At 73.5% G+C, this 15256-nt stretch carries 13 protein-coding genes; 9 read left to right on the top strand and 4 right to left on the bottom strand.

The features are described 5' to 3' along the window. Position 1 precedes the first annotated feature (1 nt). The 3 genes from AB0F15_RS34370 to AB0F15_RS34360 all read left to right on the top strand — a co-directional run bounded on the left by AB0F15_RS34370 (position 2) and on the right by AB0F15_RS34360 (position 3563). Positions 2–1384 (top strand): serine/threonine-protein kinase, encoded by a 1383-nt coding sequence (locus AB0F15_RS34370; protein WP_360279726.1) that lies wholly within the window; start codon positions 2–4, stop codon positions 1382–1384. Between the two features lie 151 nt (positions 1385–1535). Further along, positions 1536–2612: a LacI family DNA-binding transcriptional regulator gene (locus AB0F15_RS34365; protein ID WP_360279723.1), complete on the top strand. Its 1077-nt coding sequence runs from the start codon at positions 1536–1538 to the stop codon at positions 2610–2612. 93 nt (positions 2613–2705) lie between these two features. After that, on the top strand, positions 2706–3563 hold the full coding sequence (locus tag AB0F15_RS34360) for a protein kinase (protein ID WP_360279720.1): 858 nt from the start codon (positions 2706–2708) through the stop codon (positions 3561–3563). Positions 3564–3581: 18 nt separating this feature from the next. Here the strand turns inward: AB0F15_RS34360 and AB0F15_RS34355 are convergent, their stop codons facing one another. From AB0F15_RS34355 to AB0F15_RS34345, 3 genes are all read right to left on the bottom strand, one after another. Then, the gene (locus AB0F15_RS34355) at positions 3582–3806 is read right to left on the bottom strand and encodes a hypothetical protein (protein ID WP_360279717.1); all 225 of its coding nucleotides are present in this window, start codon (positions 3804–3806) and stop codon (positions 3582–3584) included. Positions 3807–4050: 244 nt separating this feature from the next. Beyond that, positions 4051–5151, bottom strand: coding sequence for a substrate-binding domain-containing protein (locus AB0F15_RS34350; RefSeq protein WP_360279714.1), 1101 nt, complete (start codon positions 5149–5151; stop codon positions 4051–4053). After that, positions 5151–6971 carry a heparinase II/III family protein gene (locus AB0F15_RS34345; protein ID WP_360279712.1) on the bottom strand — a complete coding sequence of 607 codons (1821 nt, stop codon included), beginning with the start codon at positions 6969–6971 and terminating at the stop codon, positions 5151–5153. The genes AB0F15_RS34350 and AB0F15_RS34345 overlap by 1 nt, the downstream gene beginning before the upstream one ends. A 107-nt stretch (positions 6972–7078) precedes the next feature. Between AB0F15_RS34345 and AB0F15_RS34340 the strand changes: the two genes are divergently transcribed. The 6 genes from AB0F15_RS34340 (at position 7079) to AB0F15_RS34315 (ending at position 13574) form a co-directional block, all read left to right on the top strand. Continuing rightward, positions 7079–8395: a sugar ABC transporter substrate-binding protein gene (locus AB0F15_RS34340; protein ID WP_360279709.1), complete on the top strand. Its 1317-nt coding sequence runs from the start codon at positions 7079–7081 to the stop codon at positions 8393–8395. Next, positions 8395–9330 carry a sugar ABC transporter permease gene (locus AB0F15_RS34335; RefSeq protein ID WP_360279706.1) on the top strand — a complete coding sequence of 312 codons (936 nt, stop codon included), beginning with the start codon at positions 8395–8397 and terminating at the stop codon, positions 9328–9330. The genes AB0F15_RS34340 and AB0F15_RS34335 overlap by 1 nt, the downstream gene beginning before the upstream one ends. 104 nt (positions 9331–9434) lie before the next feature. After that, a complete protein-coding gene (locus AB0F15_RS34330; protein ID WP_360279703.1) occupies positions 9435–10244 on the top strand; it encodes a carbohydrate ABC transporter permease in 810 nt (269 codons plus the stop codon). Continuing rightward, positions 10241–11254, top strand: a complete 1014-nt coding sequence (locus tag AB0F15_RS34325; RefSeq protein WP_360279700.1) for a hydroxyacid dehydrogenase — start codon at positions 10241–10243, stop codon at positions 11252–11254. Before AB0F15_RS34330 ends, AB0F15_RS34325 begins: the two co-directional genes overlap by 4 nt. Then, positions 11251–13269: a DUF2264 domain-containing protein gene (locus AB0F15_RS34320; protein ID WP_360279698.1), complete on the top strand. Its 2019-nt coding sequence runs from the start codon at positions 11251–11253 to the stop codon at positions 13267–13269. The genes AB0F15_RS34325 and AB0F15_RS34320 overlap by 4 nt, the downstream gene beginning before the upstream one ends. 5 nt (positions 13270–13274) lie before the next feature. After that, positions 13275–13574, top strand: a complete 300-nt coding sequence (locus AB0F15_RS34315; RefSeq protein WP_360279695.1) for a hypothetical protein — start codon at positions 13275–13277, stop codon at positions 13572–13574. 61 nt (positions 13575–13635) lie between these two features. On the opposite strand, the gene AB0F15_RS34310 is transcribed toward AB0F15_RS34315, so the two are convergent. Continuing rightward, the gene (locus AB0F15_RS34310) at positions 13636–15030 is read right to left on the bottom strand and encodes an amino acid permease (RefSeq protein WP_360279692.1); all 1395 of its coding nucleotides are present in this window, start codon (positions 15028–15030) and stop codon (positions 13636–13638) included. Between the last annotated feature and the right edge of the window lie 226 nt (positions 15031–15256).

The following is a 15256-nucleotide window of genomic DNA, read 5'->3' as shown; positions in this document are numbered from 1 at the left end:
CATGACGGAAACGACAGAGGGGAGCGTGCCCGTGCACGAAGGGGCAGTGATCGCCGGCCGGTACCGGGTACTCGGCCGGGCCGGTCACGGCGCGATGGGGACCGTGTGGCGGGCGAAGGACGAACGGCTCGACCGCCTGGTCGCGATCAAGCAGCTCTTCCCCGACTCCCCCGCCGACCCCGAGGCCGCGGAGCGGACGCGCGCCCGGACGATCAGGGAGGCCAGGGTCACCGCCCGGCTCCGCCACCCGCACGCGGTCGTGGTGTACGACGTCGTCGAGCAGGGGGCCGCGGCCTACATCACGATGGAGTACCTGCCGTCCCGCACGCTCACCGAGCTCCTGGAGGAGAACGGGCCGCTGGTGCCGGAGTACGTGGCGGAGCTGGGCACCCAGCTCGCCTCGGCGCTGGCCGCGGCGCACGCGGAAGGCGTGGTGCACCGCGACATCAGCCCCAACAACGTCCTCGTCACCACGGACGGCTCGGCGAAGATCACCGACTTCGGGGTGGCCCACGCCCGCGGGGAGGGCACCGCCACCGGCCGCGGGCTGGTCGTCGGCACGCCGGCCTACCTCGCCCCGGAGGTCGCGGACGGGGCCGAACCCGGCTTCCCTTCCGACGTCTACTCGCTCGGCGCGACCCTCTACACCGCACTCGAAGGCCGGCCACCCTTCGGCACCGACGAGAACCAGCTCGCCCTGCTCAAACGCGTCGGCAACGGCCACATCACCCCGCCGGCCACCCGCGGCCCGGTCACCGACGCCGTCGTCCGGCTCCTCCACCGGGATCCGGCCGCCCGCCCCGCGATGGCCGGGGCCGCCCGGCTGCTGACCCGCTCCACCGCACCGGGCTTCACCCCGGCGGTGGCCCCGGCGAGCAGCGAGCCCGTGCCCACCCGCCGGCGCCGCTCCCGGCTGGTCTTCGCCGGGACGGCGCTGGTGCTGGCGGCGGCCGCCATCGTGGCGGCGACGTCGATCCCGTCGGGCCGGCAGCCCGCGAGCGCGGCCGCCCAGCTCGCTTCGGCGCCGTCCACGACCGCGTCCACCACCCCGCTCACGTCCCGGCTCACCGGTCCGGCCGGCTGCGCCGCGCGCTACCAGGTCGTGAATGCGTGGAACGACGGCTTCCAGGGGCTGGTGACCGTCCGCAACAGCGGGCGCGTGGTGGTCACGGGGTGGACGGTCAGCTGGACGACCGCGGCCGGGACCACCATCGACGACCTGTGGAACGGCAAATTGGTCCGAACCGGTGCCACCTCGGCGATCACGAACGTCGAGTGGAATGCGGTGCTGAAGCCCGGCGAATCGACCACCTTCGGCTTCGTCGCCCTGGCCCGCGGCGGCAACCGCGGGATGCCGGTGACCGACTGCCGTCCCGGGGAATGAATCAGGGCCCGGCGGTTTTCGACCACCCGACGAAGGTGGCTTGACCAGCAACGTTGACCGGCATTAAGGTCAACGTCCAGCCTTCTTGTTAGCGCTAACTTCCGGCCGGACAACGGACCGGACAATGGGTCTCGAGAAAGTCTTCACAAAAATGACGAATTTCCGCGACGTGGCGGACGAGCCATCCGGAGGCGGCCGCGGCGCGGTGACGATCACCGACGTGGCGAACGCCGCCGGCGTTTCGGCAAGCACCGTGTCCTACGTGATCACGGGGAAGCGGACGATCTCCCCCGCGACCCGGCGCCGGGTCGAAGAGACCATCCGCACCCTCGGCTACCGGCGCCGCGCCGGCTTTCCCGCGTCCCGCGCCGGCGTCCTGGCGGTGGCGGTGCCCCCGCACGGCGACCGGCACCTTGGCACGGAGATGGAGTTCTTCTCCGCGGCCGCGGGTGCGGCCCGCGAACTCGGTTTCGACCTGCTGCTGATCACCGACGAGGAAGGCACCGCGGGCCTCCACCGGGTGACGGCGGCCGCGCTGGCCGACGCGGTGATCGTGCTGGACGCCGCCGAAGACGACCCCCGCGTGCCCGTCCTGCTGGCCTCCGGCCGCCCCGCGGTGCTGGTCGGCGCACCGGCGCACCACCGCGGGCTGGCGTCGGTGACGCTCGACTTCGCCCCGGCCGGCCAGGCTTGCCTCACCCACCTCGCCGACCTCGGCCACCGCACGGTCGCGCACCTCGAGCCGTCGGCCACGCTGCCCGGGCACCGGCTCCGGTACCTCAAGGGCTTCGGGGACAGCTTCCGGGCGGTCGCCCCCGGCCGCGGGGTGAAAGCGGTCTCCCGCTCGTGCCCGCCCACGGCCGAAGACGTCCGCCGCTGCCTGGGCGAACTCCTCACCGGCGGCGGTCCGACCGCACTGGTCGTCCACGACGAAGCGGCCCTGCCGCTGGTCATGACCACCCTCCGGGACCGCGGGCTGCAGGTCCCCGGCGACGTCTCCGTCGTCGCGGTGTGCTCGGACACCGTGGCGGGGCAGCAGCGGATCCGGCCCACCGCGGTCGTGGTCCCGGCCCGCGAGCTGGGGGTACTGGCCGTCCGGCGGGCAGTGCGCCAGCTCGAGGGCGGATCGGCCGCCGAGCCCGACGCCGTGCTCCCCCGGCTCGTCGACGGCGAAAGCACCGCGGCCGTCTCCGCCGTACCGGAAGAGCCGTCGATGTCCCAGGCCTGAAAATTCCGGGACAATCGCTCGCCCGACCGAACCCGTCGCCCTTCGCGGCCGTATTTCCTTTCGAGGGTCGTCGACGTCGACAGGGGAATACGGGTGGCAGCGAAAAAGGCAGCACTGGCCGGGCGATACCGGCTACTGGAACCCGCCGTCCACCATCCCGGCGGCACGGTGTGGCGGGCCAGGGACGAATTGCTCGGCCGTTTCGTCACCGTCGAACGTCTCCCGCCGGAGTGCCCGTTCGACGCCGCCCATTCCGATCGCGTCCGGGCGAAGGCGATCCGTGACGCGCGGGTGGCCATCCGGCTGCACCACCCGCACGTCGTCGTGGTGCACGACGTCTTCGAGCAGGACCTCGTCCCGTACGTGGTGACGGAGGACCTGGCGACCCGCACGCTGGCCGAGCTGGTCGAGCGGCACGGGAGCTTCCCGCCGGACCGCGTCGCGGCGCTCGGCGCCCAGCTGGCTTCGGCGCTGGCCGCCGCGCACGCCGAAGGTGTCCTCCACCGCGGGCTCGGCCCGGGCAAGGTGCTGCTCACCGCGGACGGGACGGCCAAGATCGCCGGCTTCGGGCGGAGCGCTGGCGCTTTCCCCGCCCCGGAGGTGGCCACGGGCACGAGCCCGGCATTCTCCTCGGACGTCTATTCCTTGGGCGCCACCCTGTACTTCGCGCTCGAAGGGCGGCCTCCCGGCACCGCCGTCCCACCGCGGGCCGGTGGGCCGGTCCTCGACGCGCTGCTGACCTTCCTGCGCCCCGAGCCGGTGGCCCGGCCGTCGATGGCCGAAGCCGAACGGACGCTCACCGGCCTCGCCGTGGCCCGTCCTCTCGCGGCGATCCCGGCCCGCGGCACCCGGTCCCGGGCTCGCATCCTGGTGACGGGCACGGTCCTCGTCCTCGCCCTCGGCACGGCGGTGACGACCCACGCCGCCCTCCGCCGGCTCACGAACCCCTGAGCGCCGGCGTTCGCGGGGCTACTTCTCCGGCGCGTAGTAGCTGCCGTAGGGGGACCCGTACGGCGGGTGGAAGACGGTCGGCGGCGGGGCCGCCGTTTCGGTGATCGTCCGCGTCCCGGCGAAGGTGATCGGGCCCGGCGTGAGCCCGTCGGGGCGCGGCCGGCCCTTTTCCCGTGCCCCGGCCGCCCGGACCCGCCGGTCGACGCGGTCGGCCGCGGGCGGCGGGGAATTCTCCGCGTGCACCCGCTGAATCAATTCCTGAACCGAAACCTGCCGCCTGGCCGTTCCCGTCGTCGGGCGCGCCAACCGAACCACCTCCGATTCCCCACCCGCGAACTGTCGCAGGTCCCGTTCGGCGGAGACCAGGAGGTGATCCACCCATTGTAAATCTCAAGATCGCGATCCGGTCGTTACCACTTCGACACAACCGGATCCGCATTCCGCCCGTAGCCCGGAAACAACGCGGTCGAATTCGACGATTTCGCCGTCACGGCGATTTCGGCGCGCTCCCGCAGGACTCGCGCACCACGAGCGTCGGCCACAGCTGCAGGCGGTGCACGGGCCGCTCGGCCGTGTCTGCGAGCCGGGCCAGCGCGAGTTCGGCGGCCACCGCGCCGAGCCGGTGCTTCTGCGGGCACACCGCGGTCAGTGGCGGGTCGGACGCCGCCGCCACCTCGTCGTCGTAGGAGACCACCGCCAGCTCGCCGGGCACCGCGAGGCCGCCGTCGCGGGCCCGCTGGATCAGCCCGATGGCTTCGCGGTCGGAGTGCACGAGCAGCGCGCCGACCCCGGCCCGGCGGCAGCGGTCCAGCAGGGCGTCGTACTCCCCCGCCCACCCCGGGGAGCCGTACACCGGGACGTCGACGTCCAGCGCCGTGCCGGCGTCCAGGCCCAGGGATTCGATCGTCGCGCGCCAGCCGGCGCGCAGGGCCCGGCTCGTCGGGCTGGACCGGGCCGTGACGAGCCCGACCGCGCGGTGGCCGAGGGAAACGAGGTGGCGGACGGCCAGGCCCGCGCCGAGGGCGTGGGCCGTGGTGGCCGCGTCCAGGGCCAGGGTGGGCAGCTCCGGCGGCGGCAGGCGTTCGACGAGCACCACCGGGACGCTCAGCGAGCCCAGCCAGCGCAGCAGGTCCAGGGCGCCCCGGCCGCTGGTGGCCGGGGCGACCAGCAGCGTCTGCACCCCGCGTTCGAGCAGCGTGGTGACCTGGCGGCGGTCCTCCCCCGCGTCGTAGCCGGACGCGCGCAGGACCAGCCGGCCGCCCGCCGCCGCCACCGTGGACTGGGCGCCCTGGATCACCGGCGGCCAGTAGTACTCCACCGACGGCGCGACCATGCCGACCAGCGCGCCCGGCACCACCGGGCCGAACACCGAGGTGGGCCGCCCCGGCTCCGGCTGGCCGCCGCGGGGCCGGGTCAGCGTGACCCCGCCGTGCACCCGGGTCAGCAGGCCGCGGTCGGCCAGCTCGGTGACGTCCCGCCGCACGGTGACCGCGGTGACGCCGAGCCGGTCGACGAGCTCGGCGAGCCGGACCGCGCCGTGCTCGCGCACCAGCGACAGGATGATCTGGTGGCGTTCGGACGCGAGCATCACCGGACCTGCTCCAGCCGGACCCGGGCCGGACCTTCACCCACCAGCAGGGTGAGCCGGCTGAGGTGCTCGCCCCAGGAGGCCCGCAGCAGGGGGTCGTCCAGCGGCCGCCGTTCGAGTTCCGCGGTGGTGTGCCGGGCATTCCAGCTCAGCCGCAGGACGCGCCTCCCGGCGAGCGACACGACCGCTTCGCCGTTCCCCAGCTCGACGTCGCCCGCGAGGACGTGCCGCAGCCGGACCGGCCGGACGGAGTCGTCGTCTTCGACCAGGATGTGGGCCTGCGGACCGCGGACCAGCCGCACGGACCGGCTCCAGCGCGGAAGCTCCGGGTAGGCGCCGGCGAGGTCCGCGGACAGCGCGGCCGCCGACGCGGTGAGCTCCACGTGGACGTCTCGCGCCCCGAAGGCTTCCCCCGCTTCCTGCGAGAAGCCCGGTTCGGGAACGTTGTGCCACTCGCTGCGCAGCGGCCAGGCCCGGTACCGGTCCGGCCCGAAGCTCTCCGCGGTGTAGGTCGGCTGGCCGATGTCGACCACCACCGGCACCCCGTCGACCGCCACCCAGTAGGACCCGACGTCGAGGTGGTTGTGCCGCTCGCCGTTGTGCCCGGCCTTGACCGCCACGGTCAGCCCCCACGGCGTGCCCGCCGTCTCCCGGGCCACGAGCACCTGCACCCGCGGCAGCCACTGCTCGCGAGCCAGCCAGCTTCCGTCCGATTCCCTCGCCAGCGCCGTCCGCCAGCCCGGATCGGCCAGCCCGGCCAAGGCGCGGCCGAGACCGGCCTGCGGCCACACGAGCCGCCCGCCCGCGCGCGCCCGGCTCACCGCGTGCGCCCGGACGTCGTCGTCCCCGAGCCGCTCGCCCCACCGGTGCAGGACGTGCCACGGCTGCGCCGGCGACAGGCGGGCCGGACCGTCCCCGGCGTTGACGTACGCGTCGCCGCCCAGGTGCATCCGGTGCGGGAAGCGGATCAGCGGGGCCAGCACGGGAAGATCGCGCGCGTCGAGGCCGGTGGCGTCGGCCAGCAGGTCGAGGCACTCCAGCAGGCGGCAGGCGCCGTGCCACCAGTAGGCGACGCCCTCGTCGATGCCGCCGTCGTCGGGCAGCACGGCGACGTAGTGGTCGAGGCCGTCCACCACCAGCCGCACCAGCCGCAGGCGCCGCTCGTCGTCGGCCACGAGCAGCAGCGCGGCGGTGAGAACGGCGCTGTGGATCCACGGGTTCCAGTTGTGGGCGTCGCCGTCCAGACCGAGCCAGTGCCAGTCGCGGGTGCGCTCGAACGGCGTCAGGACGCGGAGTTCGACCTCGCGCCGCAGGCGACGGCGCAGTCCCGGGGCCCGGCCGTCGAGGTGGGGGCCCAGGACGTGGTCGGCCCACGCGATCAGGGACGCGGCTTCGGCCGCGCCGAGGTCGAGGAACGGGTCGTCGGGGTCGGCCACCACCTCGCCCCGCCCGGCCGCGTGCCGGTCGTGGGGGGCCCAGCACCAGGTGGTCGCCTCGGCCAACGCGACCAGGCCGTCGATCGCGCCGTCCAGGTACGGCAGCTCGTCCGGCGCCAGCACCGCGGCCAGCACCAGCACCGTCACGCGTTCGCGGAGCTCGCGAGCGGCATCTTCGTAGTCGGTCCGGACGCCGTCGCGGAAGGTCCGGGCCCAGGCCGTGGCCGTCAGGACGGGGGACGGCCGCGCGAGCAGGGCCGTGGCGTCGGCGAGCAGGGCGGTTCCGTCGGCCGCGTCCCAGACCGAGCGGTCGCGCACGTCCGGGAAGGCAGCCCGGACCGCCGGATGGCCGTCGAAGAGCGCGCTCAGCCGCTGCCGCAACACTGCGGCCCCTTTCGTTTCTGATCGTTTGTGATCCGTTGTGATGCAAATTGTTGACTCGAACTATGGCACACACCGACAGTGGCAGCCATCACTTCGACGGAGGAGCAATGACGCTTCGGGAATCGGCGGCCCTGAACCGCCGGACGTTCCTCTCGGCCACGGCCGCGCTCGCGGCCGGCGGACTGCTCGGCGGCTGCGCGGCGTCGGCGACCACGGCGTCCGGCGCCACCCGCGTGCGCATCTGGTCGTGGCTCACCGGCATGGACAAGTACGTCGCCGCCTTCAACGCCGCCCACCCGGACATCTCGGTGGAGCTCAACGTGATCGCGTCGGGCCTCAAGGGCGGCTACGCCCAGCAGACCAACGCGCTGCGCGCCCACAACGCCCCGGACATCCTGCACGCCGAGTACCAGGGCCTGCCGCAGCTGCTCACCACGGGCGGGCTGCGGGACCTCACCGACGACCTGGCGGACCTGGAGCGCGGGTACTCCCCCGCGGCCTGGCAGGGCGTCCGGCCCGGCGGGCGCACCTGGGCGGTGCCGATGGACCTGGCCCCGATGGTGCTCTACTACCGCCACGACCTGTTCGAGCGGCACGGGATCGCGGTGCCGCGCACCTGGGCCGAGTTCCGCTCCGCCGCGCAAGCCGTGCGGACGGCGGACCCGGCCGCGCACGTCACGACCTTCCCCCTCAACGACGGTTCGTTCTTCGCCGGGATGTGCTGGCAGGCCGGCGATCCGTGGTGGCGGGTCGACGGCGGCTCGTGGCGGGTGAACATCGACGGCGAAGGCACCCTGCGCACCGCCGACTACTGGCAGGGCATGATCCGGGACGGTCTCGTCGCCACGGCCCCGACCGGTGACCAGGACTGGATCGGGGCGATGCACCAGGGCCGGCTGTGGGGCCTGCTCGGCGCTTCCTGGAGCGTCGGCACGCTGGGGAAGTCCATCCCGCAGGACAAGGGCCGGTGGGCGGTCGCCACGATGCCGACCTGGGACGGCGCCCCGGCCAACGGCGTGCAGGGCGGCAGCGCGTTCGCCGTCTCCGCCGAAAGTAAGGTGCCCGACGCCGCGGTGAAGTTCCTGCGCTGGCTGAGCACCGATCCCGCCGTCGCGAAGATCGGCACGACGTTCACCACGCCCTTCCCCGGTTACCTGCCGAGCCGGGACGTCGCCCGGAAGGCCTACAAGGGCGGGTACTTCGTCGGTGCCCCGGTGTACGACGTGCTCGACGAAGCCGCCCGGCGCGTCCCGGACTGGACGTGGGGCCCGAACGCCCTGCGGGCCTTCTCGACCGTCCAGGACCACCTGGGCGGGGTGAAGACCGGCGGCACGACGCTGGCCACGGCGGTCCGGCAGACCCAGGCCGACGCCGTCGCCGAGCTGCGCGAGCGGGGACTGACCGTGCTGGAAGGGAAAGCCTGATGACCGTCCTCACCCCCGAGCGCGCCGCGAACGTGCCGGCACCCACCGGCCGGCCCGCCGCCCCGGTGCGCGAACGGCGTGGCCGCGGCCGCGCCGGCCTCGTGCTGGCGGCCCCGTTCGCGATCCTGCTGACCACCACCGTGCTCGTGCCGATCGGGTACGCGCTCTACCTGAGCCTGTTCACCGACCGGTTGTCCGGCCTGGGGTTCTCCGGGCCGCGGCAGGCGTTCGTCGCGCTCGGCAACTACACCGACGTCCTCACCGACAGCGCGTTCCACGCCAGTCTCGGCAACGTGGCGCTGTTCGTCGTGGTCCACATCCCGATCATGCTCGGCCTGGCGCTCCTGCTGGCCCTGCTGATCGACTCCGCCGTCGTGCGGCTCAAGCGGGTGTGGTCGCTGGCGGTGTTCCTGCCCTACGCGGTGCCGACCGTGATCACCGGGCTCATCTGGGCCTACCTGTACAGCCCGAACTCCGGGCTGACGGCGCTCCTGCCGTTCGACCCGCTGGGCAAGACCGGCATCCTGCCCTCGATCGTGAACATCGCGACCTGGCAGTGGGTCGGTTACAACATGATCATCTTCTACACCGCGCTGCAGGCGGTCCCCCGCGACGTCCTCGAAGCCGCGCGCGCCGACGGCGCCGGGGGCATCCGGACGGCGTGGTCGGTGAAGGTCCCGATGATCCGGCCGACGATGTTCGTCGCGCTGGTGTTCACCGTCATCGGTTCCCTGCAGCTGTTCACCGAACCCCTGGTGCTGCGCGGGTTCACCGGTTCGGTGACGAGCACCTGGTCCCCGAGTCTTTACGTGTACGAAGCCGCGTTCATCGCCGGCGACTACGGCCGCGCCGCCGCCGCGTCCGTGCTGCTGGCCCTCGTTTCCGCCCTGCTCTCGGCGCTGGTCATGCGCCTGTCCGCCCGGAGGTCCCGGTGACCCTGTCCCCTGCCGCTGCGACACCCGGGGCTTCGCCTCGGGCCGGGGGCTCCCCCACCCGGAACCCCCGGAAAGCAGGTTCGCCGTGGACGTCACGCACGGTCGTGCACGTCCTGCTCGTGCTGGCCGCGCTCTACGCGGTCCTGCCGCTGGTCTGGCTGGTCACCTCGGCCACCAAGTCCGTCGGTGACTTCTCGACGACGGGGGCGTTCGAGTTCGGGCAGTTCAACCTGGGTGCCAACATCAAGGCCCTGTTCACGCAGGAGAACGGCGTCTTCCTCGCCTGGATCCGCAACTCGCTGCTCTACGCCGGCCTCGGCGCGGTGCTCGGGTCGCTGATCTGCGCGGCCTGCGGGTACGCGATCGCGAAGCTCGACTTCCCGGGCCGCCGCGCGCTGTTCGCGGTGACGCTGACCGGCGTCCTCGTGCCGACCACCGCGCTCGCGCTGCCGCTGTACCTGCTGGCCTCGCAGCTCCAGGTGGTCGGCACGTTCTGGGCCGTGTTCATCCCCTTGCTCACCAACCCCTTCGGCGTCTACCTCGCCCGCGTCTACGCCGAAGCCGCGGTGCCCGGCGAGGTGCTCGAGGCCGCCCGGACCGACGGCGCCGGCGAACTGCGGACGTTCTTCACCATCGCGCTGCCGATGATGCGGCCCGGCCTGGTGACCATCTTCCTGTTCCAGTTCGTGGGGATCTGGAACAACTTCTTCCTGCCCCTGGTGATGCTCACCGACCCGAAACTGTTCCCGATGAGCCTCGGCCTGTACCAGTGGAGCACGCGCGTGACCCAGTTCCCGCAGTACAACCCGCTCGTCATCACCGGCTCCCTGCTGGCCGTCCTGCCGCTGGTGGTGGCGTTCGTCCTGCTGCACCGGCAATGGCGGTCCGGGCTGGCGGCGGGCAGCGTCAAGTGACCCACCGCCCGGAGACCCTGCTGGTGATGGCGCGGGACACGATGGCCGTGCAGTTCGGCGAAGCGGAACTGGCCCGGCTGCGCGCCACCGCGCGGCTGGGCGAGCCGCTGTGCACCGACGAGCTCGCCTCCGCGCCGGTCCGGGCGCGGCTGGCGGAGACGGAGGTGCTGATCACGTCGTGGGGCTGTCCCCCGCTCGACGACGCGGTCCTGCGGGCCGCGCCGAACCTGCGGGCGGTCCTGCACGCCGCCGGCAGCGTCCGCGACCACGTGGGCGCGGCGGTGTTCGACCGCGGCCTGCTGGTCACCACCGCCGCCGACGCCAACGCCGAGCCGGTCGCCCAGTACACCCTGGGCGCGATCCTGTGGGCGTTCAAGAAGGTGCCCTTCCTGGCCGCCGACGCCCGGGCGTTCCGGGAGGACTGGCGCTACCGCGAACAGCGCGGGGAACTGTCCGGCCGGGACCGCACGGTCGTGCTGGTCGGCTTCTCCCGCGTCGGCCGCCGGGTCGCCGCGCTGCTGCGGCTGCTGGACCTGGCCCGGGTGCTCGTCGTCGACCCGGTGGCCGACGCGAGCGAGATCCGGGCGGCCGGTGCCGAGCCCGCCGACCTGGCCGAGGCGCTGCCCCAGGCGGACGTGCTGAGCCTGCACGCGCCGTCACTGCCGGAGACCCGGCACATGATCGGCGCGGCGGAACTCGCGGCCCTGCCACCCGGCGCGGTGCTGATCAACACCGCGCGGGGCGCGCTCGTCGACACCGCCGCGCTCGAACACGCCTGCGCCGCCGGCGGCCTGCACGCCGTCCTCGACGTCACCGAGCCGGAGCCGCTGCCGGCGGGGTCCCCGCTCTACGACCTGTCCAACGTGGTGCTGACGCCGCACATCGCGGGCTCGCTGGGCTCGGAGACCCGCCGGATGAGCGCCGAGGCGCTCGGCGAACTCGAGCGCTACGCGGCCGGCCTCCCGCCCCGGGCCCCGGTGACCCGGCATTCCCTGGCCGTGCAGGCATGACCGCCGTCGAGGACCGGCGGCTTTCGCCGTACACCGGCTGGACCCGCGGGCACTGGACCGCGCTGGCGGACCGGCTGCTCGCGGTGGCCGCGCGGTACCGCTCCCCGGCGGGCGCCCGGATCGACCTGCCCGGCCCGCCCAGCCGCAACGGACGCGTCTCGGACGGCCTGGAGGGGTTCGCCCGGACGTTCCTGCTCGCCGGCTTCCGCGTCGCCGGGGAGGGCGGCGCGGATCCGGGCGGCTTCCTCGAGCACTACGCGCGCGGGCTGGCCGCCGGCACCGATCCGTCGTCGCCCGAGGCGTGGCCCCGGCCCGACGAGCTCGGCCAGTCCAAAGTGGAGGCCGCGTCGATCGCGCTGGTGCTCCAGCTGACCAAGCCGTGGCTGTGGGACCGGCTCGACGACGCCGTCCGCGACCGGGTCCTCGCCTGGCTGGCGACGGTGATCGGCCAGCCCTACCCGCCGATCAACTGGGTGTGGTTCCGGATCGTCGTGGAGTCGTTCCTGCGCGAGGCCGGCGGCCCGTGGTCGGCGGCGGACATCGAGGAGGACCTCGCCGTCCACGCGTCCCTGCGGCGGCCCGGCGGCTGGCTCAGCGACGGCGACGAACGCGCCTACGACCACTACACGGGCTGGGCGTTGCACCTGTACCCGTTGCTGTGGACGCACTGGTTCGACGTCACCGGCACGCTGTGCCCCGGCTCGCTGCGCCACCAGTGGGCTTCGGACCTCCGGCGGTACCTCGACGACGCCGTCCGGCTGGTCGGCACCGACGGCGCGCCGCTGCTGCAGGGCCGCAGCCTGGTGTACCGCTTCGCCGCCGCCGCACCGTTCTGGGTCGGCGAGCTCACCGGGACTTCGCACCTGTCCCCCGGCTTGACGCGCCGGGTGGCCGGCGGGATGGTGCGGCACTTCGCCGGTGCTTGGGAACCGGAGGGCCTGCTGACCCTCGGCTGGCAGCGCGCGTGGCCCGCCATGCGCCAGGCGTATTCCGGTCCCGGTTCGCCGTACTGGGCGACCAAGGGGATGCTGGGGCTCGCGCTGCCCGCGCACCATCCCGTGTGGACGGACGTCGAGGAGCCGCTCCCGATCGAGACGGGCGACGTCGCCCGCGTCGTGGCGGCGCCCGGCTGGCTGGTTTCGGGACGGCGCCGCGACGGCATCGCCCTGGTGGTCAACCACGGCACGGACCACGCGCGCCCCGGCGACCCCCGCGGTGACGCACCCCTCTACGCGCGGCTCGGCTACTCCACCGCGACAGTTCCACCGCTCGGTTCCGTGCCGGACAACACGGTGGCCGTGCTCGACGCCGACGGCCGGGCGAGCCACCGGGCCGGGTTCGAGAGGTGCTACGCGACCGAGCTGCCGGGCGGGGTACTGGCCGCGGCGTCCCAGGGCCGGGTCCGCTGGATCGACACGGCCGCCGACGACTCCCCGGACCACGGCTCCGGCCGCGGCGGGCCGGTGGTCCCGGGGCCGGTGCTGACGGTGGCTTCGGTGGTGCGGCACGGCTTCGAGGTGCGGCTCGCGCGGCTCGACGGTCTCGAGGGTCCGGTCCGGTCGCTGCGGCTGACCGGGTGGCCGGTGGCGAGCGACGCCCGCCCGGTGACCCGGTCGGCGCCGCACAGCCGCACCACGGCAGGCGGCACCCCGGCCGGGGCCGGGGTGTCCGCCACCGCCGAAACCGCCGATCTCCGTTCCACGCTGCGCAACCTCCGCGGCTTCACCACCGCGGACGTCACCGTCGAAGCCGGCACCTCTCCCCTGGGCGAGTGGACCGCGATCCCGTTCGTCACCACCGAAGCTCCCCCCGCATCGGGGGCCGTGCTCGCCGCCGTCGTCGTCCTGGACCGCGGTGGTCCCGCCGACCCCGATCCGGCGCTGGCGATCGCCGCGGACGGCCGGGGCGGCCACCACGTCACGCTCACCTGGCCCGACGGCGTCAGCGCCGAAGTGACCTTGCCCGCCGCTCCTCAATCCGGTGGATGTGCCGGCCGGGACGCCGAAATACCGTAGGCGCCATGCCCGAGAAGAATTCCGCCGAATCCACTGTCGCCCGTCACCTCTCCGCAGTCCCGATGCAGCTCGGCCCGCTCGAGTTCGTCACCGGAGAGGCCCCGACGAGCTGCTGCTTCAACCTCCTGCGCGCCGCGCGGGCCGCCGATGAAGCGACGCTGTACGCCAAAGCCGCGAACCTGGCGGACCAGGCGTACCGCATCCACTTCGGACACGGGCAGTTCGCCGCGGGCAAGGCCATCGGGGTCGCTCCGCTCGGCAACCTCTCGGCCGGGCAGCTGCTCGCGGTGATGTCGTCCGTCTGATCGTCCGGACCACGGCGAAGGGGGCTTTCCTCTCTCACGGGAGAGGGAAGCCCCTTCGCCGTCACTCGATGCCGGCGCCGACCGGAGCCCCGCGCTTCGCCCGCACCTGCCGGGCGATGCCGACGCCCACCACGACCACCGTCAGCGCCAGGCTGGCCAGCAGCTGCGGCCGTCCGGCGGGGTCGAAGAGCATCGCGATCAGCAGGCCGGCCATCGCCACGATCGACACCCAGGTCAGGTACGGGAACCCCCACATCCGCAGCGGCAGCCCACCGGGGTGCGCGGCCGCCAGCCGTCGGCGCATCCGCAGCTGCGTCACCGCGATGGCGAGCCAGATGAACACCGCCAGCGCCCCCGAAGTGTTGAGCAGGAAGCTGAACACCTGTTCCGGCACGAAGAAGTTCAGCACCACCGTCGCGAAGCCGACGACCGTCGACGCCAGTACCGCGGCCCGCGGCACGCCACCGGGCGAGATCCGTTGCCACGAGCGGGGTGCGTCGCCGCGGCCGGACAGGGAGAACGCCATCCTCGACGCGGTGTACAGGCCGGAGTTCAGGCACGAGAGGACGGCGGTCAGCACGATGACGTCCATCACGGTCCCCGCCGCGGGCAGCCCGATCAGGTCGAGCACCGCGACGTACGGGCTCTTGCCGACGCTCGCGTCGTCGTAGGGCAGCAACGTCACCACGACCGCGATGGAACCCAAGTAGAACACCAGGATCCGCCACATGATCGAGCGCACCGCCCGGCGCGCGGCCCCGACCGGGTCCGGCGACTCCGACGCCGCGATCGTCGCGATTTCCGCGCCGAAAAAGGAGAAGACGACCACGAAGATCGCCGAGAACACCGGGCCGGCGCCGTGCGGGGCGAAGCCGCCGTGGCCGGTGAGGTTGCGCAGCCCCGGCGCCTCGACGCCGGGCAGCACGCCCAGCACCGCCGCGAGGCCCAGCAGGACGAAGACGACGATCGCCGCCACTTTGATGGAAGCGAACCAGAATTCGAACTCACCGTAGGACTTCACCGAAAACAGGTTGGTCACGGTGAGCACCGCCATCAGCACCAGCACCCACGCCCACTGCGGCAGCAGCGGGATCCAGCGGTGCACGATGGCCGCGCCCGCCGTGGCTTCGACCCCGATCGTGGTCACCCAGAACCACCAGTAGAGCCAGCCGACGGCGAAGCCCGCCCAGCGGCCGATACCGTCCTCGGCGTAGGCCGAAAAGGACCCCGTCCGCGGGTCGGCGGTCGCCATCTCCCCCAGCATCCGCATGACGAGCACCACCAGCACGCCGGCGAGGGCGTAGGTGATCAGCACGGCGGGCCCGGCGTCGGCGATCGCCTGGCCGGACCCGACGAACAGCCCGGCGCCGATCACCCCGCCGACGGCGATCATCGACAGGTGCCGGGAGTTCAGCGTCCGGGACAGGCCGGGCCCGTCTTCCCTCGGTGGTGCCATCAGGATTCCCCTGTTCTCTAAAGCGCGGAGAGAGCGCCATCACGCTAGGGCCCGGGAGGCGGCCGTTCACTGCGCGAACCCGGGAACTTCTTCCCCGGATCGGCGGCCCCACCCCGGCGCACCGCGATCGGCGTCCGCGGCTCCATAGGAGCCTGATCCAGGCGCGCGCAGGAGCGCGATCAAGAACGACGGGAAGACCACGAACGCGGAACGGGGCATCCCGCTT

It is taken from the genome of Amycolatopsis sp. NPDC026612 (assembly GCF_040638285.1).
In the GTDB taxonomy this organism is placed as follows: Bacteria; Actinomycetota; Actinomycetes; order Mycobacteriales; family Pseudonocardiaceae; genus Amycolatopsis.
The sequence above is the reverse complement of the archived record's forward strand: the minus strand, read 5'-3'. Positions and strand labels throughout refer to the sequence as shown.